Source organism: Nocardia vinacea NBRC 16497 (genome assembly GCF_000308835.1).
Lineage (GTDB): Bacteria > Actinomycetota > Actinomycetes > Mycobacteriales > Mycobacteriaceae > Nocardia > Nocardia vinacea.
In genome coordinates, this window is record NZ_BAGN01000052.1 from 16,637 (window position 1) to 35,885 (window position 19,249).

A 19,249-nucleotide genomic window follows, 5' to 3' on the forward strand; every position below is an offset into this window, starting at 1 on the left:
CATAGGTGCGGAGTGCGAGTGGCCGTCGCTGCCCAGTTCTCGCTCTGCGGTGTGTGAGTGGCCGACGCCGCGCAGTTCTCGCTCTGCGGTATGCGAGTGGCCGACGCCGCGCTTACCGGAAAGGTGTCGGCGTGCGCGGGTTCGTCCGGCTTGCTCCGTAATCGGGGCCGCGTGGTGTCGCGGAGAATCCGGCCTCGCTTTGCGGTGTGTGAGTCGCTGTCGCCGTGCTTGCCGGAGTGGCGTCGTGATGCGCGGCTTCGTCGTCGGATCACGGCTTGCTCCGCAATCGCAGGCCGCGTGGGGTCGCCGAGAATCCGGCCTCGGTGAGGAAACCGGCGAAGGTGTTGCCGTGCACGGTTTCTCCGTCGACCCGGTCGATCACCAGTGAGTCGACGCGGCGGTCGCGCACCAGATCGGCCAGGGCGGTGGCCGCGGCCTGGCGGACGTTCGGGTCCTCGGTGAAGGTGAGCAGCGTTTTGCCGCCGCGCTCCAGATACAGCGCCAGTTCGCCGTCGACGAGCACGACGATGGCGCCGGCCTTGCGTCCGGGGCGGTGGCCCGCGCCCTCGGACGGTCCCTTCGGCCAGGGCAGTGCCGCGCCGTAGGGGTTTGCGGGATCGCTTGCCGCCAAGGCGAATGCGGTGCTCCGGCGTTGTCCACCGGTGCCGGGGCGGGTGCGCTCGGTGTCGAAGGAGCGCAGTCGGTCCACCACATCGGTGGTGGAGAATTGTGCGCCGCCCAGCGAATCGATGAAATAGCCACGGCGGCAACGGCCGCGATCCTCGAATTCGGTGAGCACGCGATACATGAGCGCGAATCCGCCCGGCACGCCCTCGTTCTGCACCGAACCGCGGGTCAGCACGCCGTACCGCTCCAGCAGGGTGTCTGCCGTCGCGTGGGCGCGCAGGGTGTTGTCCGCTACTCGCTCCGGCAGCAACGACCAGCGGCCCGCGACGGCGGGCGGTCCGGATCTGGTGGGCATATTCGGTCGTGGGAGGTAGGCCCGTCCGCGCGGTGCGCGCCGTGGTGTGCGATGGGCGGTGGTGGTCCGTGCGCTACCCGAGAGCAGGGCGCGCACGGGGGCGAAGGTGTCACCGGAGACCACGCCTGCCCAGACGAGCTCCCACAATGCATTCGCGACTCGGGGATCGTCGAGGAGTCCGGTGGCGTCGGAGAGATGCCGGAAGAAGTACGCGCCGCCGCCGTGCAGGACCGGGGGGAGTCGCATCGGCGACCCGTCTCGGCCTGCCGAGCCGTTGGTGGTCACCGAGGTGCCTCGAGTCGCCGAATTGCCCGGCATCGCTGAAACATCCTGTGCTGCATCATCGTCCAGCGCGACGACCTGTCCTGATCCAGCACCGGGCTGCGCCTCCGGTTCGGCATCAATGGGCGTCCACGGGGCGATCGATGCACCCAACGCATCGAGCAGGCGCAGATGCACCTCGGACAGTTCGATCTCGTCGGCAGGTGTCAGCGTGAACGGCGCTTGATCGGCCAGGTGCAGCGCGATCCAGCCGTCCTTGGCGGTGATTGCGCCGTGCCCGGACCAGATGACCTCACCGGTGGCCATCAACTCGTCCAACATGGCGGGTGAGTAGTCGCGCACCCGCGCGGGCAAGATCAGCGATTCCCATGCGGACGCGGGAATCGGCACTCCCGCAAGCTGTTCCACCACCGTCGCCACCCCGTCGACGCCGCGCAATTCACCGGTGCCGATGTGCTGCCAGGACGGCAGGAACCGGCCGAAGGCAGTGGTCGCAACCGGCTCCACCTCATGCCGGGCGGCCGCGAGCGACCGGCGGCGCAATCGGCGCAGCACCTGGCTGTCGCACCACTCCGAGCCGCTGGCCGCAGGTGTGAATTCGCCCTCTACCACGCGCTTTTCCGCGACCAGCCGATGCAGTGCCGTCGCGGCGACCGCGGTGCCGAGTCCGAAACGAGCGGCCACGGCCTCGGTCGTGAACGGTCCGTGCGTGCGGGCATAGCGCCCGACGAGGTCTCCGAGCGGATCGGCGACCGGTTCGATGAATGCGGCGGGGGTGCCGATCGGGAGCGGTACGCCGAGCGCGTCGCGCAGGCGCGCGGCATCCTCCACCGCGACCCACCAGGTCCGTCCAGCGAAGGTGACCTCGAGTGCGCGCTTGGATTTCACCAAGCCGGTGAACCATTCCGCCGGATCACCGGTGGGCTCTGCATCGTCGAGTTGAACGCCGACGCACCGCTGCGCGGCTTCGTCAGCAGTAAGCGGTCCGAGCAACCGCAACAGATCGGCCAGACCCTCCGCATCCCGTGCCAACCGTTCGGGTGTGAGCCGCTGCAATTCCCGCTCGGTCTGCTCGATAACGGTGGCGTCCAACAGCTCCCGCAGTTCCACCCGCCCCAGCAGTTCGGCGAGCAGACTCGAATCGAGCGATAGTGCGGCGGCCCGACGTTCGGCCAGCGGACTGTCCCCGTCGTACATGAACTGTCCGATGTAATCGAACAGCAGGGAGTTGGCGAACGGTGACGGCGTCGCGGTCTCGACTTCGACCAGGCGCACCTGGCGGCGCGCCACCCGTCCGAGCAGATCCCGCAGCGACGGCAGATCGTAAACGTCACGCAGACATTCGCGCACCGTCTCCAACAGGATCGGAAAGTCCGGAAACTTCCGCGCCACATCGAGCAATTGCGCCGACCGCTGCCGCTGCTGCCATAGCGGCGCACGCTTACCCGGATCGCGTCGGGGCAGCAGCAGTGCCCGCGCCGCGCACTCCCGGAATCGCGATGCGAACAGCGCCGATCCGCCGACCTGCTCGGTGACGATGTCGTCGATCTCATCGGGCTCGAATACGAAAAGCTCAGCACCGGGCGGATCGTCGGTGGTATCGGGTAGTCGCACGACGATGCCGTCATCGGAGGCATTCGGCGCGACGTCCACGCCGAACCGCTCCCGCAGCCGCGCACCGATCGCCAATGCCCACGGCGCATGCACCGGCAGGCCGTACGGCGAATGCAGCACCAGTCGCCAATCGCCGAGCTCGTCGCGGAAGCGCTCGACGATCAGGGTCTTGTCGGTGGGCAATTGTCCGGTGGCAGTATGTTGTTCATCGAGCAGCGTCACCAGATTCGTGGTGGCATTGTCGTCGAGGCCGGCGCCACGTAGGAGTGCGTCGACCGCCGGATCCGTTGGGGAGCGCTTCTTTCCATCGGTGTTGGAGTCCGCACCCTTCGATGAGTGCACACCGGCCTTGCGAATGAATTCTCCGAGCGCCGCGCCGAGTTCGGCGGGGCGACCGAGTCCGTCACCATGCCAGAACGGCAATCGCCCCGGCTGCCCGAATGCGGGCGTGACCAGCACCCGGTCGAAGGTGATCTCCTCGATGCGCCAGCTGGTCGCACCGAGCGCGAAAACATCGCCGACCCGCGACTCGTACACCATCTCCTCATCGAGTTCGCCCACCCGCGAGGCCTTTTCACCGACCATGTAGACCGCGAAAAGGCCACGATCCGGGATCGCGCCACCCGAGGTCACGGCCAGTCGCTGCGCACCTGGTCGACCGGTGAGCGTGCCCGCGTCGCGGTCCCAGACCAGCCGGGGCCGCAATTCGGCGAACTCGTCCGACGGATAGCGACCGGCGAGCAGATCGAGCACAGATTCATACGCCGACCTGGGCAGCGAGGCGTAATTGCCGGTGCCGCGCACGGTTTCGAACCAGGCGTCGACGTCGATGGGTTCGAGCGCGCAGGCCGCGACGGTCTGCTGGGCCAGGATGTCCAAGGGGTGCGCGGGAACTTGCAACGCTTCGATCTGCCCCGCCGTCATCCGCTGCGAGGCGACCGCGCAGTGGATGACATCGGTGCGGTGCTTCGGGAACAGCACCCCGCGCGAGATCTCACCGACCTGGTGCCCGGCCCGCCCGACCCGCTGCAACCCACTCGCCACCGACGGCGGCGCCTCCACCTGTACCACCAAATCGACCGCGCCCATATCGATTCCGAGTTCGAGACTGCTGGTGGCGACAACGCAGCGCAGCCGTCCGCTCTTGAGATCGTCCTCGATCAGCGCCCGCTGCTCCTTGCTCACCGAACCGTGGTGCGCTCGGGCCAGCAGTGGATCGGCGCCGTGGATCACTTCGGTGGAGGCACCGAGTTGGGCGGGCGGCTTGTGGTCGGTATCGACGGCCTCGCCCAGCCGCGCGGCATAGGCCTCATTGAGCCGCGCGGTCAGTCGCTCGGCCAACCTGCGCGAATTCGCGAAGACGATCGAAGACCGGTGGCCCAGCACCAGATCCACGATCGCCTCGTCCACATGCGGCCAGATCGACCCGGGCTGATCGGAATCGCCCGGTTCGGTCATATCCGCGATCGGCACCCGCACGGACAGATCGAAGGTCTTGGGAGCGGGCGGCGAAACGATCGTGATCGGCGCGCTTCCGACAAGGAACCGTCCGACCTCCTCGGGCGGTCGCACCGTCGCCGATAGCCCGATCCGCTGCGCGGGCCGCTCGGTCAGCAGATCCAAACGGGCCAGCGACAGTGCCAGATGTGCGCCGCGCTTACCGCCCGCGATGGCGTGTACCTCGTCCACGATCACCGTGCCGACATCGCTCAGCGTCTCCCTGGCCGCGGAGGTGAGCATCAGGAACAGCGATTCGGGCGTGGTGATCAGAATGTCGGGCGGTGTCCGCTGCATCGATCGCCGGTCCGCCGGACTGGTATCGCCGGACCGAACGCCGACGGTGATCGTCGGCGGGTCCAGGCCGAGGCGCTTCGCGGTCTGGGTGACCCCCACCAGCGGCGCACGCAGATTCCGCTCGACGTCCACCGCCAATGCCTTGAGCGGTGACACATAGAGCACCGAGGTGCCGACCTTGCCCTCGGGCTTCGGCCGGGTCGCGAGTTGATCGATGGCCCACAGAAAGGCCGACAGTGTCTTACCCGAACCGGTCGGCGCGACGACCAAGGTGTGCTCACCTGCGGCAATGGCCTGCCAAGCGCCCAGCTGAGCGGCCGTGGGCGCGGGAAACGCGCCGTCGAACCACTCTTGGGTCGCGGTGGAGAACTGGGCCATGGCATCAGTGTGCACCCGGGTACCGACAACCAGCAGCGGCGGCCGGAATACCTCGAGTCCGGCAAATGGCTCGCGGCCCGAGCGAAGGGGTGGCAATCGAAGTACGGCCGCCAGCGTCGCGCCGTACGCTTCCAACCGTGCAAAAGGTGCTCAGACTCGACCTGGTCAGCCATGGCATGACCGAGGCGATGCGAAAGGCACGTTTTCCAGTAGACGAATCGCTGACCGAGGCCGGTCGCCGAGCAATCGCGGCGTGTGGCCGCCTGACCGCGGCGCGCGTGCTCACCGGACCCGAACGCCGGACCGTGGAAACGGCTGCGCTGATGGGACTTCCGGGCGAGGAGGACGCCCGGCTGCGTGATCTGGATGCCGGCGCGTGGCGCGGCGGCGAACTGATGTCGGTGCCGCAGGATGAGCTGTATGCCTGGCTGACCGACCCGCAGTTCCGTGGTCACGGTGGCGAATCCGTGACCGATGTGGTCGAGCGGACCAGGTACTGGATGGCCGAAATCGCCTCCGAAGGCATGTCCACCATCGCGGTCACCCATCCGGCGGTGATCCGTGCGGCGCTGCTGGTGACCTTGGACGCGCCGCCGAAATCGTTCTGGCGGATCGACATTCCGCCGGGTAGCGTCACCCGGTTGCACTACCGCGGCGAATGGACATTGCACTTCACGGCGTGAGATCCGGGCTCATCGCCCGCAGCGGTCCATCGCCCATCGTCACGAGCAGTCGTACCGCATCGGTGATCAGCCGCACCGGAATCGACGGATCGACGGCCCGCTGCATGCCGAGCCCGATGCCCATGCTCAGGATCGCGGTCGCGGCATCCGCTGCGGACATCGGCAGCGGGATTCCGATCGTGTCCGAAAGCGTCTGCACCTGCGCCGCGACGGCGCCGCGCATCATGGCGAGGCTGGAGACCAGCGCGGCCTGCAGTTCCGGATCGTCGCGGGCGACGGTGGCGAATTCGAATTCGAGCATGGTCCAGCCGACATCGCCGATGGTGTGCTCGGCCCATTCGTGGAATCGCGCCAGCTGATCGTCGAGTGTCTCGCCGGCCGCGATCAGATCGGCCACCTCGCCGAATTTCGTCGCGTGGATCAGCCCGAGCACCTCCAGGCACAGCTCCTTTTTGGTGCGGAAGTTCGAGTAGACCGCGCCCTTCGAGTAGCCCGCCTCCTCGGCGACTCGCTCCAGGCTGGTTTTCGCATAGCCCTCGGTCAGGAAGAGATCGCGTGCGGTCGCGATCAGATCGGCCCTGGTACGGGCCTGACTTTCGGACCGGGTCAGACGTGCCATACCGCAGATTCTACGTACCGTTGGATTTCGGATACCGAAGGTATTTGAATTCTGCTAGTGTTTGAAACCATGGGTAACAAAAACCGGTCGCAACGGCGCGGCCTGGCCATCGGCTGCGGCGGCACGCTCGGGTTCGCCTGGATCGTCGCCGCGCTGGCCGCCACCCGCGAGGTGCTCGACTGGGATCCGCGGGAGGCGGATGTGCTGCTCGGCACGTCGGCGGGTGCCGAGACGGTCACCCTGCTCGGCAGCGGTATCGGTGTGGATGAACTCGTCGCCATGCAGCGCGGCACCTCGACGAATCCGATTCTGTCGGCGCATATGCGTTCCGAACCCGGACGGTTTCCCCCGCTGCCCCGGCCCCGGCTGGGTGAGTTGGCTTTGAGTCTGCGTGCGCCCGCGACCGGACAGCGGTTGCTCACCGCGGGCAGCGGCCTACTGCCGATCGGCGGTGGTGATGCGAGCTGGCTGCAACACCTGGCCGATCGCCTGAATCCCGGCCGCTCCTGGGTATCTCATCCCGCGACCTGGCTGGTCGGCATGGATTATGCGACGGGAGAACGGGTTCCGTTCGGTTCGCCCGATGCACCGTCGGCAGCCTTGGGCGAGGCGCTGCGCGCGTCGTGGGCAGTACCCGGTTGGTTCCCGCCCGTATCGATCGCCGGACGCCGCTTCATCGATGGTGGCGCCGGATCGACTGCATCGGTTGATCTGCTTGCCGCGCAACAACTCGACGAGGTACTGGTGCTCGCGCCGATGGCCTCCGTCGAAAAAGTCCCCGCGACCGGTCCCGGTCATTTCCTGGAGCGGCAGCTGCGCAGCCGCATGAGCGCCCAGCTCGCCGCCGAGGTCGGGGTGTTGCGCGCGGCAGGTACGCGCGTCCTCGTGATCGGTGCCACCGCAGACGATCTCGAGGTAATGGGCCCGAATTTCATGGACGGACGCCGCCGTCTCGAAACCTTCGAACACAGTCTGCACAGCACTCGCCGAGCGCTGGAACAAGGAGCCTTCGCATGAATATTCTCGGTCACGGTTATCCGGATATCGACCTGAAGGGCGCGCGGGTGCTGATCACCGGCGCGGGCCGCGGCATCGGACAGTCGACCGCGGAACTGTTCGCGGCCAAGGGCGCTGAAATCGCCATTGCCGATGTCGATACTGTCGCAGCCGAATCCGCCGCTGCGGCTATCGGTGCGCGCGCCTATGAGCTCGACGTCCGTGCCCGCGACCAGTGGGACAAGGTCGTCGCCGACTTCGGTGCGGTGGATGTTCTCGTCAACAACGCGGGTGTCATGCCCGCGGGCGCGTTCCTCGACGAGTCCGACGCGGTCGGCCGCGCGACCATCGATATCAACGTCTGGGGTCTCATCCATGGCATGCGCGCAGTGGTGCCCGGCATGATCGAGCGCCGCCGCGGCCACGTCGTCAATGTCGCCTCGCTCGCGGGCAAGATCCCGGTCGCGGGCCTCGCCGTCTACAACGCGAGCAAATTCGCCGCAGTAGGCCTGTCCGCCGCGACACGTTTGGAGTTCGCGCCGCAGGGGGTCAGCGTCAGCTGCGTCATGCCGTCGGCCGTCCGCACCCGCCTCTCCTCCGGCCTGGCGCTCGGCAAGGGCATGCCCACCGTCGAACCCGAAGACGTCGCCGCCGCCATCCTGCAAACCTGCGAAACCCGCAAGGCCGAGGTAGCCGTCCCGAACTACCTGGGTCCCATCGACATAGCCCTGGCCGCCGCCCCCGAACGCGCGGTCCGCCTCGTTCGCAGACTCCTCGACGGCAACCGCGCCCTGCACCCCGCCGACTCCGAAACCCGCGCGCAATACGAACAGCAGGTCCGTTCGATCACCGAATAGCCGAAACTTATCCACAGCCTCGTCGCTATCCCCAATTCGGTGCAGAAGGGTCGCGAAGACGCCTTGCGCGCGCTCGGCTGGATCGTCATCCGCTGGGTCCGGCAAGATCTGGACCACCCCGCCCGATGGCTGCGTCGACGCGCTCCGCAGCCGAAATCGGCCCGTCCCACACCACGCCTCGGCAAACTGGTTCCGGACTTTCCGTATCTGAACCGACCGGGCAACCCGCTCGCATCCGGGCACCCCGCGTATGTGGGGTGCCCGGATGCGGAGACGGGGTGTCCGGTCGGTGCGGCTGCTAGAGCTGCGGGGGCTTGATGCCGAGATCCTGCAGGCCGTTTCGGTAGAGCTCGACATTGGCCAGTTTGATGTCCTCGTAGCCGCGGACCATGTCGGGAAGTGCGGCGGCCTTGGCTGCGCGGTCGTAGTCGGCTGGGGTGAGGTTGGTGGCCAGGGTGGTCACCATTTCCGTGTAGTGGGCGAGCAAGGTGCGTTCGACGCGGCGGACGTGGGCATAGCCGAAGGGGTCGAACTTGGTGCCGCGCAGGCGCTTTCCCTTTGCGAGGACTCGCAGGGCGAGGTGACTGCGGGGGCCGAGGCCGATCTTCTTCTTGCGGCCCATGGCACGCAGGATCGGCGGGTGCAGACGGTAGGTGAGGTTGGCGCCGTCGGGGAGCTGCTGGCTGACCTGGTCGAGGAAGGCGGGGTCGGTCAAGCGGCGGGCCACCTCGTATTCGTCCTTGTAGGCGGTGAACTTGTAGAGGCCGCGGGCCACCTGCTCGCTGAACTCGGTGCGATCGGTGACGCGTTGCTCTGCCTCCCAAATGCGTTGCACGGTGCGGATATAGTCGCGCGCGACGCGTACTCCCTGGAAGCCGATCAGCTCGATGGCACGCAGTTCGAGCAGCCGCCTGGTCTCACCTGTCGCGCTCACCCCGTCGAAAAGGTCTGCCGGAATCGCGATCTCGGCGCGCTTGTGGGTCTTTCGCGCGGTGACAGCGGCGAATTCGTCCGGCCGCGCGATCGCCACCCGCCCCCAACGGAATGCCGCGATATTGGCATGCACCGCAACGCCATTGATCTCGATGGCCTCCTCGATCGCCGACGCGGGTATGCGTAGGCCGCCGATCTGGTAGGCGGCGCCGACGAGCAGGAAGTTGGCGGCGGCGGTATTTCCGAACAGCACCTCGGCTGCGGCCAGCGCGTCGAACGAGCGCACCGAACGGGATACCTGCTCGAGCCGGGAAAGCAGTTCGCGCTCTTCGGGATACGCGACGGACTTGTCGTAGACCATTTCTCCGGTCGCGGTCTTGCTGGTCGACGCGACGGACAAGGTGGTCTGCTTCGAGCCGTAGGCCAGATTCTTGTTATCGGTGGCGGCGAGCAGGTCGAACGCGACTATGCAGTCGGCCGAACCCGGCGTCAGGCGGTTCGCCGGCTCCAATTCGCCACTCGTGAAGCGCAGGTGCGATACGACCGGCCCGGCCTTCTGACTCAGACCGATCTGATCCAGGCTCGCCACCTCGTACCCGGCGCGCAACGCCGCGGTCGCAAGCACCTGGTTGACCGTCACGATTCCGGTGCCACCGATACCGGCGAGGAATACGTTCTGGGTCGTCGCCGGTGCGCCGTTCGGCAGGTCGGGCAGTTGCGGCGGCTCGGGGCGTCGAGTTGTCTTGCGCTTCTCGGCTTTCGCGGGAAGCTCGACCGTTACGAAAGAGGGGCAATCGCCGTCCATGCAGCTGTAGTCGGTATTGCACGAGGTCTGGTCTATGCGGGTCTTGCGGCCGAATTCGGTATCGACCGGCTGTACCGAAAGGCAGTTGCTCTTGACACCGCAATCGCCGCAGCCCTCGCAGACCGCCTCGTTGATGACCACCCGGGTCCGCCGGACCGGCAGCGTGCCCCGCTTGCGCCGACGGCGCGCGTCGGCGGCGCAGTGCTGGTCGTAGATGAGCACGGTCACGCCGGGAATCTCGCGCAGGGTGCGCTGGGCTTCGTCGAGCCGATCCCGGTGCCAGAGCAGGGTTCCGGCGGCGAGGTCGCGCTTGCGGTACTTCTTGGGTTCATCGGCGCAGATGATGATCTGCCGCACGCCCTCGGTGGTGAGTTTGTGGGTCAGCATGGGTACCGCGAGTGCGCCCTCGGCGTCCTGCGCGCCGGTCATCGCGACGACATCGTTGTAGAGCAGCTTGTAGGTGATATTCACGCCCGCGGCGATACACGCCTGCACCGCGAGTTGTCCGGAGTGGAAATACGTTCCGTCACCGATGTTCTGGAACAGATGCGGCACCGAGGTGAACGGAGCCTGACCGATCCACTGCGCACCCTCGCCGCCCATCTGGGTCAGCCCGGTCACCTTGGTGTCTTCGCGGCCGGACATGGTGACCATGGTGTGGCAGCCGATGCCGCCACCGGCGATCGACCCTTCCGGCACGGCGGTGGACCGGTTGTGCGGGCAGCCGCTACAGAAGTAGGCCGCCCGCTTCGCAGGTAGCACCGCGAGCGACAGTGGCTGTGGCAAGGGACGTTTCATCTCCAGCCGCCGCTGCAGCGCGCGGCGCAACGGTGCCACGATCCGACCCGAAGTGAGCTCGCCGTCCTGCGCGAACAGCGGCCGGTTCTCCGCATCGCGCTTGCCGATTATCTGCGGCGCATCGGCAGTGCCGTACAGGATTTCGCGGATCTGCGTTTCGATGAACGCGGTCTTGTCCTCGACGACCACGACCCGCTCCAACCCCTCGGCGAATTGCCGGACCCGACCAGGTGCAATCGGATACGGCATGCCGATGCGCAGCAGTCGGACCCCGGCGTGATGCAGTGCGTCATCGTCGACGCCGAGATCGATCAGTGCCTGGCGCACGGCGTCGAATGTGGTTCCGGTGGCGGCGATTCCGATGTGGGCGCGCGTCGGATTCACCTCGATGACGTCGAGTTCATTGAGTGCGCTGTAGGCCTGCACCATCTTCCAGCGCGGCCCGTACAGATCGGCCTCGGCGAGCACGCTGTCCGTCGGCGCGGCCATCGGCCGCTGGAGGTAGGTGAACGGCCTTCCCTCCCATTCGATCTCGGGGACGGTGATGTCGATATCGCCGACCGAGCCGTCGACTGTCCACGCGCCGTCGGCGACATCGGCGACGATCTTCAGCGCGACCAGGCATCCCGATGCCCGCGAGAGGGCGACACCGTGCAGGCCCATCGTGATGATCTCGCGGGCGTTGCGCGGAAACAGAACTGGGATCCCCATCGCGGCCAGCGAGCGCTCACTCACCGCAGGCACGGTCGAGGACTTGGACGCCGGATCATCGCCGACCAGCAACAGGACACCGCCACGGGCATTCGCGCCGTACATATTGGCGTGCCGCAACGCGTCCGTCGCGCGATCGAGACCGGGGCCCTTGCCGTACCAGACTCCGACAACGCCGTCATGCGTAGCCTCGCCCGCGGGCAGATCCGCTTGGCTGCCCCACACCGAGGTCGCCGCGAGTTCCTCGTTCAATCCGGGGACGAACGAAATATCGTGCTCGGCCAATACATTCGGCATCCCGCTGAGCATCTTGTCGACGCCGCCGAGCGGGCTGCCCTGATATCCGGATACGAAGGTGCCGACCCGGCGTCCGGCGCGCAGATCACGAACATGCTGCTCGACCAGTTGTCGGGCAATCGCCTGGACGCCGGTGAGGACAACGGTGCCCGCGCCGACGCGGTAGCGGTCGGCCAGGTCATAGGGGGCTGGGATCAGTTCGCGGTCCGCGAGCTCGGTCATGTAGTCCACCCGTCCGCGAGGCACCGATCGGGCGCTTCGCTTCGTTGAGCATTTCTTTCCGTCATCCTGTACTTGTAGAGCTGAACGCACAACTGATATGCGACACGCTGAGCAGACTGCTCAATTTGTAGCTCGACTAGTGGGCATGAGTTGTGCAGGATGCGAGGTGAAATGTGACCTCGGCCACGCGAGCCGGAATGATCGCATCACGTCACCGGACCACTCGGGCAAGTCGTCCGCGCCAGGGAGCTCACGCACCAGCCGAGTCCGGGTCCCCAAGCGAAGTTCGCGGCCCGCCAGGTGAGTTCATGCGCTGGGGACTCATGTGTGCCAAGCGAATTCGCGCACGGAGCAGGTCGGGCGGGCCGGGTGAATTCGTGCGGGCAGCGCGAGTTCATGCGGAGCAGGTGGGTTCGTGACACCCCGGCACCCCTTGTCGTAACTGGGTACCCCTCGAGTGGGTGCCCAGTTCGAAGGCGGGCTTTCCGATGCGCCCATCACGGCGTGCGGGAGGCTCAGGTGCGCCTCATCCGCGGAGTCGCCGCTTCGGTGGCCGGGAGTTACAACCAGGCGGCGACGCCACCGTGGTGGGAGCAGGTGCCGGAGCGGTGCTGGCTGTAGCTGTAGGTGCCGTCGGTGCAGCGTGCGGTGGCTCCGGGCGGGGCGGCGGGAGCGGACTGGGGGCGGTGGACACATTGGTTGTCCGAGTTGAGGTAGGAGTCGTTGCCGCAGGAGGATTGGGATTGGGCGAGTGGGGCGGCCGCTGCGGGCGGTACCGAGGCGATCGGCGCAGGCGGTGCGGGTGGTGCTACCGAGGTGGTCGGCGATGTGGTCGTCGGAGCTGCGGTGGTCGTGGTCGACTGCGGCGACGTTGTCGCAACCGGTGTCGAGGTGGCCTTGGACGTGGTGACCGACGCCGTCGCGGCGCTGAGCCCGGGGCCGCTCGATTGCGGCGCGCAGCCGCTGAGCAGCAGTGTGAGCGCACCCGCGAATGCGAGTCCGGTGCCGACGAAGGTGTTGAAGCGGTTACTCATGTTCCCCTACCGAGACGCTGCCAGGCCGGTCTGAAGGGTTGGGTGCCTGGGCTACTCGCTCAATCGGCCTGGCATACATCCCGTTACCGACACTCCCGGCGACTCGCCGCAGAGCGCCCCCAGCGAAAAAAGGTCCAGGCCAGTCGGTTTGGAACCGGTCGGCCTGGACCATCAGTGGCAGGGGCAGGATTCGAACCTGCGACCTCTGGGTTATGAGCCCAGCGAGCTACCCAGCTGCTCCACCCCGCGTCGTACGAGCAACGCTACGTCGATGCCGGTGGTCCGCGCGAGCGATTATCCGCTCTGCCGCACATGCGTGAGCGGCGCGCAAAGCCCGCGCCTCGCGCTATTCGGCCTCTCCCCGACGACATCGTCGAGGCATGCGCCGAAAGGCAGGACAGGTTGTGGCTCAGCCGAATTGGATGCCCTGCGCCAATGGCAACTGATCGGAGTAGTTGACGGTGTTGGTCGCCCGCCGCATGTATGCCTTCCACGAGTCCGACCCGGATTCCCGCCCGCCGCCGGTCTGTTTCTCCCCGCCGAACGCGCCGCCGATCTCCGCGCCGGAGGTGCCGATATTGACGTTGGCGATGCCGCAGTCCGAGCCGTCGGCGGCGAGGAAGCGTTCGGCCTCGCGCTGGTCAGCGGTGAAGACGGCCGAGGAAAGGCCTTGCGGAACACCGTTGTGCAGGTCGATAGCGGCGTCGAAGTCGCGGTAGGTGAGCACGTACAGGATCGGTGCGAAGGTTTCCTCGCGGACCACGGCGGTCTGGGCGGGCATGCGCACGATCGCCGGGCGCACGTAAAAGGCGTCGTCGCCGAAGCCGTCGACTCGCTCGCCGCCGCAGACCAGTTCGCCGCCGTCGGCAAGCGCACGATCGATCGCCGCGCGCATCCCTTCGTAGGCACGGCCGTTGACCAGCGGGCCGACGAGCACACCGTCGTCGAGCGGATTGCCAACGCGCAGTTGTCGATATGCCCCGGCCACGCGATCCAGCAGCGGCCCGACGACATCGGCGTGCACGATCAACCGACGCAAGGTCGTACAGCGCTGTCCGGCCGTACCCGCCGCCGCGAATACGATGCCGCGCGCCGCCAGCTCCAGATCCGCTGTGGGCGTGACGATCGCGCCGTTGTTACCACCCAACTCCAGCAGACATCGCCCGAACCGAGCGGCCACCCGCGGCGCCACCGTACGGCCCATCCGGACCGAACCGGTCGCGCTCACCAGCGCCACCCGCTCGTCCTCGACCAGCCGAGACCCGACCTCCGCGCCACCTTGAATCAGTTGATGCACTTCGGGATCCGCGCCGACATCGGCCGCAGCACGGCGCAGCAGCGTATGGCAGGCCAGCGCCGTCAGCGGTGTCGTCTCCGACGGCTTCCACACCACCGTGTCACCGCAGACCAGCGCCAGGGCGGTATTCCACGCCCACACCGCGACCGGGAAGTTGAATGCCGAGATAACCCCGACCACGCCGAGCGGATGCCAGGTCTCCATCAGCCGATGTCCGGGCCGCTCCGAGGGCATGGTCTTGCCGTAGAGCTGGCGCGACAGTCCGATCGCGAATTCGCAGATATCGATCATCTCCTGCACCTCGCCGACGGCCTCCGCGCCGATCTTCCCCGCCTCCAGGGTGACCAACTCGCCGAGTTCGGCCTTGTGCGCGGTGAGCAGTTCGGCCAGTCGCCGCACCACCCCCGCCCGCACCGGCGCGGGTACGGTGCGCCAGCCGCGGAAGGCTGCCGCCGCCCGCCCGATCGCCGCGTCCGCATCGTCGAGGGAATCGGCGGACAGGGTCATGAGCGTGCCACCGGTGATCGGCGTCCGTGCGGGCAGCTCGCCCGCGACCGGTGTCGGCGCGCCAAGTGTGTGCAGCAGTTCGGCCGAGCGGGTTGCCAGGTCCTTGGTCAGGTGGTCGTCGAGCGTGTCTGTCATCGGTTGCTCCGCTTTAGCTTTGGGTCGGCGAACAATATCGGATGGGTACGGTCCGTCAAGGCGCAAAAGTTTTCGCCACGAGTAGCCTCCGCTGGGTTAGCCTTCGCTGATGGCGGATACACCGGCAAGACCCGTACTCGATGACATCGATCGCCTGCTGATTCGTGAACTGATGGCCGATGGTCGCGCCACCCTGTCGAATCTGGCCGAAAAGGCGAGCTTATCGGTGTCTGCTGTGCAATCGCGGGTCCGCAGACTAGAGGCGCGCGGGGTGATCCGTGGCTACACCGCACATGTCGATCCAGAGGCGCTCGGGCAGCTGTTGTCGGCATTCGTCGCCATCACTCCTCTCGACCCCTCGCAACCCGATGACGCGCCTGCCGTGCTGCAACATATCCCGGGGATCGAGGCATGCCACTCGGTGGCCGGTGACGAGAGTTACGTGTTGCTGGTGCGGGTGGCTTCTCCTCGGCACCTCGAGCAGTTGCTACAGGAGATCAGGGCGACCGCCAACGTGCGAACTCGAAGCACCATCATCTTGCAGACATTCTACGACAGGTAGCCTCTGACCGTAATTACTCCGTTATTCCGTAGAACTTTCGTAAAGATTTACGTACCCTACGGGTGTGACCATCGAACTGGAGCGCACCCGCGCGGGGAGTGACACTGCACCGGTCACCCCCGCCTCCCGGGTACACGAGATCCTGTCGGCGCACATCCTCGCCGACGGATTCGACCTGGTGCTGGATCTACGGAAATCCCGTGGCTGCCTGATCGTCGATGAACGAGACGGCAGCTCCTACCTCGATATGTTCGGCTTCTTCGCCTCGAATGCCCTCGGCATGAACCATCCCGCCCTGGCCGACGACGAAGAGTTCCGCGCCGAACTGAGCGTCGCGGCGCTGAACAAGCCGAGCAACTCCGATATGTACACCGTCGAGATGGCCCGCTTCGTCGACACTTTCGCGCGGGTGCTGGGCGATCCCCGGCTACCGCACCTGTTCTTCATCGACGGCGGCGGACTGGCGGTGGAGAACGCGCTCAAGGTCGCGTTCGACTGGAAGAGCAGGCATAACGAATCCCACGGGCGCGCACCGGAACTCGGCACCAAGGTGCTGCATCTGACCGGAGCGTTCCACGGCCGCACCGGCTACACCATGTCACTGACCAACACCGACCCGGTGAAGACGGCCCGCTTCCCCAAATTCGATTGGCCGCGCATCGATGCGCCGTTCCTGGCCAACGGTGTCGATATCGACGCCGCAGAAGCGCACGCACTCGACCAAGCGCGCCGCGCCTTCGCCGAAAACCCCGACGACATAGCGTGTTTCATCGCCGAGCCGATCCAGGGCGAGGGCGGCGACCGTCATCTGCGTCCGGAGTTCCTGCAGGCCGTACAGCGACTCTGTCACGAGAACGACGCGCTGTTCATTCTCGACGAGGTGCAAACCGGTGTCGGCATGACCGGAACCACTTGGGCCTACCAACAACTCGGGCTCGAGCCCGATATTGTCGCGTTCGGTAAGAAGACCCAGATCTGCGGCATCATGGCGGGCGGTCGGGTGGACGAGGTGCCCGACAACGTCTTCGTGGTCAGCTCTCGGCTCAATTCCACCTGGGGCGGCAATCTCACCGATATGGTGCGGACCCGGCGCATCCTCGAGGTGTTCGAGCGCGATGAGCTGATCGAGCGGTCACGGCCGCTCGGCGCGCATCTGCTGCGGCGTCTGGAGCAGCTTGCGGCCGACCATCCTCGGGTTACCGAACCGCGCGGACGCGGGCTGATGTGCGCCATCACACTGGCCTCGGCCGAACTGCGGGACGAGGTGCTGACCACGCTGCGGGAACGCGAGCATGTGCTGATTCTCGGCACCGGCGAACGCGGCATCCGGTTCCGGCCACCGCTCACCGTTACCGAATCGGAGCTGGACACCGTGGTCGACGCGCTCGATCGGGTACTCGACGACGCCGGATAGTTATCCGACCGCAAACGGAAATTTGACTGTCCGAGTACGTATTTCCGGATGATTCGGGCAATCCGTTGCGCTCTGGCCGGGATTGCAGTGGAATCCGGGCGGCAGCGCCTAGGCTTCGCACCCATGTCATCTCGTCTTCACCACCTCCTGGCACGGTGCAGCGCGTGAACCGACAGCGCAATCACCGAAGCTGCGCACCACTGCTCGCCTCGCTGACCGTCCTCGTGACGGTCGCGGGGTGCGCCCCGAGCGAGGCCGGATCGGTGGGTGTGACGACTCCGCCGCCCACCACGGTCGCCGCCACGACCAGCGCGGCACCGCCGCATCTGGGGAATCTGCTACCCGGCATGCCGCCGCCGTTGTCGCCGACCGACGTCTATGCCGCGAACCGGGAGTTGAGTCCGGCGGTGGCCGACCATCGGCCCCTGGTCTACGTGCCGAACAGCGAATCGCATTCGGTTTCGGTGATCGACCCGGCAACCTTCCAGGTGATCGACAAGTTCCCGGCCGGTGGTCGGGAACCCCAGCATGTGGTGCCGTCCTATGACATGCAGACGCTGTATGTCACCAATGATCTGCCGATCGGCGGGGGCACCCTGCTGCCGATCGATCCGCGTACCGGCAAACCCGGCGAGCCCTTCCCGGTGCGCGACCCCTACAACATGTACTACACGCCGGATGGCCGGTACGCGCTGGTCGTCGCCGAAGCGGATAAGTCGCTGGACTTCTACGATCCGCACACCTGGCAGAAGGTGCACGCCCTCGCGGTACCCGACTGCGCGGGCGTGGACCATATGGACTTCACCGCCGACGGTCGATTCGCCCTGGCCAGTTGTGAATTCATCGGCCGGATGCTGGTTTTCGATGTGGCCGAGCGCAAGGTGGTCAAGATGATCGACCTGCCGGGAGGTCGTGGTGGCAAGCCGCAAGACGTCAAGCTGTCCCCGGACGGGCGTACCTTCTTCATCGCCGATATGGTCGCGGACGGCATCTACACCATTGACGCATCATCCTGGGAGAACACAGGTTTCGTGCCGACCGGCAAAGGCACGCATGGCCTGTATGTCACTCGCGACTCCAAACAGATGCTCATCACCAACCGGCACGAGGGCAGCATTTCCGTCTGGGATTTCGCCGCGAATGCACTGGTGCACAAGTGGTTCATACCGGGCGGCGGCAGTCCGGATATGGGCAACCTCTCCGCGGACGGGCGCGTTTTCTGGGTGTCGGGTCGACACCACGGTGAGGTGTACGCCATCGATATCGAGAACTGGAACCTGTTGGCGCGCATACCCGTTGGGCGCGGGCCGCACGGACTCATCATCTGGCCGCAGCCGGGCCGCTACTCCACCGGACACACGGGTGTGATGCGCTGAGTCGGCTTCTGGCTCAAGGGAGTCGGAGGCCGAGGCCGCCTTCTACGAAGCGCCGGACCGCGGTGGTGCCGGTTTCGAGGGCGGGCTCGTAACCGGGGCGGGCCCAGCCGGTGAGTTCGGCGGTGTCGCCGGCACCGGGCGTGACGACGATTTCGGCGACCAGTTCGGCGGTGGTGGGTTCGCAGACGGCCCAGGAGAAGTGGGATCCGTCATCCCACTGCTCGGTGCGAAGGGTGACGTAGTTCGGATCGGTGATACCGCCGTCGGCGAGGGCGGGTCGGTCATCGATCCGGTCGTCGGCGCGCAGGGCGCGCAGGTACCAGGTGCCCGCATTGATTTCGATGGGCTCCATCAGTCCTCCAGTTCCCGGCGGCGGCGACGGTCGCGTGGGCGGCGGCGTTGGTGCTCGTGCCGACCGCCGAACAGCAGTGCGCCCGAGAGCGGGATGGCGAGGAACCAGAGCCAGCTGCCGGTGACGAAGAAGAGGATGACGGCGAGGATCGGGATCACCGCCATCACCCGCTCCGGCCACTCGGCGATGAACCCGGAGTCGCGCTTGGCGGGCGCCGCGGCAACGGGGGCCGGTTCGGGCAGGTCGACGAAGACTTTCTCCAGGTCGCCGCGGGTCAGCGCGGCCGCGACCACGGCACTGCGCTCATCGAACTCCGCAACGCTGAGCCGCCCGGCGGCGAAATGATCGGACAGGCGCTGCATCGCATGCTCGCGCTCCGCGGTGCCGATGCGAATCTCGGGCAGGTCACTCATAACAGCAAGGCTAGCGGCTTTTGCTGAACGCTCCCGCGCTGCCGCATCGAGGTCGTGCTCGTCGGATTTCGCGGCGCCGAGCGGGCCGGTTGCGCCATGATCGCCTCTGCGGCCGGAACAATTCGCGGAATCTGTAATGCCGGTGCGGATTTCGGGTAGCTAAAAGACGAACGGAAGGTAGTAGGAGG

General features: G+C 66.6%; 15 protein-coding genes and 1 tRNA gene. 8 read left to right on the forward strand and 8 right to left on the reverse strand.

Annotation, left to right across the window (positions count from 1 at the left end; genetic code table 11):
• Positions 1-268: 268 nt before the first annotated feature.
• Positions 269-5,050, reverse strand: coding sequence for an ATP-dependent helicase (locus ON44_RS06205; protein WP_051181624.1), 4,782 nt, complete (start codon positions 5,048-5,050; stop codon positions 269-271).
• A gap of 137 nt (positions 5,051-5,187) precedes the next feature.
• Between ON44_RS06205 and ON44_RS06210 the strand changes: the two genes are divergently transcribed.
• Positions 5,188-5,733: a histidine phosphatase family protein gene (locus ON44_RS06210; RefSeq protein ID WP_040686921.1), complete on the forward strand. Its 546-nt coding sequence runs from the start codon at positions 5,188-5,190 to the stop codon at positions 5,731-5,733.
• Here the strand turns inward: ON44_RS06210 and ON44_RS06215 are convergent.
• Positions 5,723-6,352, reverse strand: a complete 630-nt coding sequence (locus ON44_RS06215; protein ID WP_040686923.1) for a TetR/AcrR family transcriptional regulator — start codon at positions 6,350-6,352, stop codon at positions 5,723-5,725. The genes ON44_RS06210 and ON44_RS06215 overlap by 11 nt on opposite strands.
• A 69-nt stretch (positions 6,353-6,421) precedes the next feature.
• Here ON44_RS06215 and ON44_RS06220 point away from each other — a divergent pair, with 69 nt between their 5' ends.
• Genes ON44_RS06220 through ON44_RS49985 form a run of 3 tightly spaced genes read left to right on the forward strand, consistent with a single transcriptional unit; the run spans position 6,422 to position 8,523 of the window.
• Entirely contained in the window at positions 6,422-7,369 is a 948-nt protein-coding gene (locus ON44_RS06220; protein ID WP_040686925.1) for a patatin-like phospholipase family protein, read from the forward strand.
• The gene (locus ON44_RS06225; RefSeq protein WP_040686927.1) at positions 7,366-8,205 is read left to right on the forward strand and encodes an SDR family oxidoreductase; all 840 of its coding nucleotides are present in this window, start codon (positions 7,366-7,368) and stop codon (positions 8,203-8,205) included. Before ON44_RS06220 ends, ON44_RS06225 begins: the two co-directional genes overlap by 4 nt.
• A 39-nt stretch (positions 8,206-8,244) precedes the next feature.
• Positions 8,245-8,523, forward strand: a complete 279-nt coding sequence (locus ON44_RS49985) for a hypothetical protein (protein WP_157187062.1) — start codon at positions 8,245-8,247, stop codon at positions 8,521-8,523.
• On the opposite strand, the gene ON44_RS06230 is transcribed toward ON44_RS49985, so the two are convergent.
• Together ON44_RS06230 and ON44_RS52335 are read right to left on the reverse strand one after the other, a co-directional pair.
• Positions 8,504-11,971 carry an indolepyruvate ferredoxin oxidoreductase family protein gene (locus tag ON44_RS06230; RefSeq protein WP_040686948.1) on the reverse strand — a complete coding sequence of 1,156 codons (3,468 nt, stop codon included), beginning with the start codon at positions 11,969-11,971 and terminating at the stop codon, positions 8,504-8,506. The two genes, ON44_RS49985 and ON44_RS06230, sit on opposite strands and share 20 nt — an antisense overlap.
• A 560-nt stretch (positions 11,972-12,531) precedes the next feature.
• On the reverse strand, positions 12,532-12,756 hold the full coding sequence (locus ON44_RS52335) for a DUF3761 domain-containing protein (protein ID WP_245567027.1): 225 nt from the start codon (positions 12,754-12,756) through the stop codon (positions 12,532-12,534).
• Between ON44_RS52335 and ON44_RS52340 the strand changes: the two genes are divergently transcribed.
• Positions 12,695-13,039, forward strand: coding sequence for a hypothetical protein (locus ON44_RS52340; RefSeq protein ID WP_040686929.1), 345 nt, complete (start codon positions 12,695-12,697; stop codon positions 13,037-13,039). The genes ON44_RS52335 and ON44_RS52340 overlap by 62 nt on opposite strands.
• A 141-nt stretch (positions 13,040-13,180) precedes the next feature.
• Here the strand turns inward: ON44_RS52340 and ON44_RS06240 are convergent.
• Positions 13,181-13,254: transfer RNA gene (locus ON44_RS06240), tRNA-Met, on the reverse strand.
• A gap of 160 nt (positions 13,255-13,414) precedes the next feature.
• Complete coding sequence (gene amaB / locus ON44_RS06245; protein WP_051181617.1) at positions 13,415-14,944, reverse strand: L-piperidine-6-carboxylate dehydrogenase; 1,530 nt, start codon at positions 14,942-14,944, stop codon at positions 13,415-13,417.
• Between the two features lie 109 nt (positions 14,945-15,053).
• On the opposite strand from amaB, the gene ON44_RS06250 reads away from it, so the two are divergent.
• From ON44_RS06250 to ON44_RS06260, 3 genes are all read left to right on the forward strand, one after another.
• A complete protein-coding gene (locus tag ON44_RS06250) occupies positions 15,054-15,506 on the forward strand; it encodes an Lrp/AsnC family transcriptional regulator (RefSeq protein WP_040686931.1) in 453 nt (150 codons plus the stop codon).
• Between the two features lie 64 nt (positions 15,507-15,570).
• Positions 15,571-16,920, forward strand: a complete 1,350-nt coding sequence (gene lat / locus ON44_RS06255) for an L-lysine 6-transaminase (protein WP_083897682.1) — start codon at positions 15,571-15,573, stop codon at positions 16,918-16,920.
• Between the two features lie 164 nt (positions 16,921-17,084).
• Entirely contained in the window at positions 17,085-18,296 is a 1,212-nt protein-coding gene (locus tag ON44_RS06260) for a YVTN family beta-propeller repeat protein (protein WP_040686933.1), read from the forward strand.
• A gap of 13 nt (positions 18,297-18,309) precedes the next feature.
• Here the strand turns inward: ON44_RS06260 and ON44_RS06265 are convergent, their stop codons facing one another.
• On the reverse strand, positions 18,310-18,648 hold the full coding sequence (locus tag ON44_RS06265) for a hypothetical protein (protein WP_040686934.1): 339 nt from the start codon (positions 18,646-18,648) through the stop codon (positions 18,310-18,312).
• Complete coding sequence (locus ON44_RS06270) at positions 18,648-19,061, reverse strand: DUF1707 SHOCT-like domain-containing protein (protein WP_040686935.1); 414 nt, start codon at positions 19,059-19,061, stop codon at positions 18,648-18,650. The genes ON44_RS06265 and ON44_RS06270 overlap by 1 nt, the downstream gene beginning before the upstream one ends.
• Between the last annotated feature and the right edge of the window lie 188 nt (positions 19,062-19,249).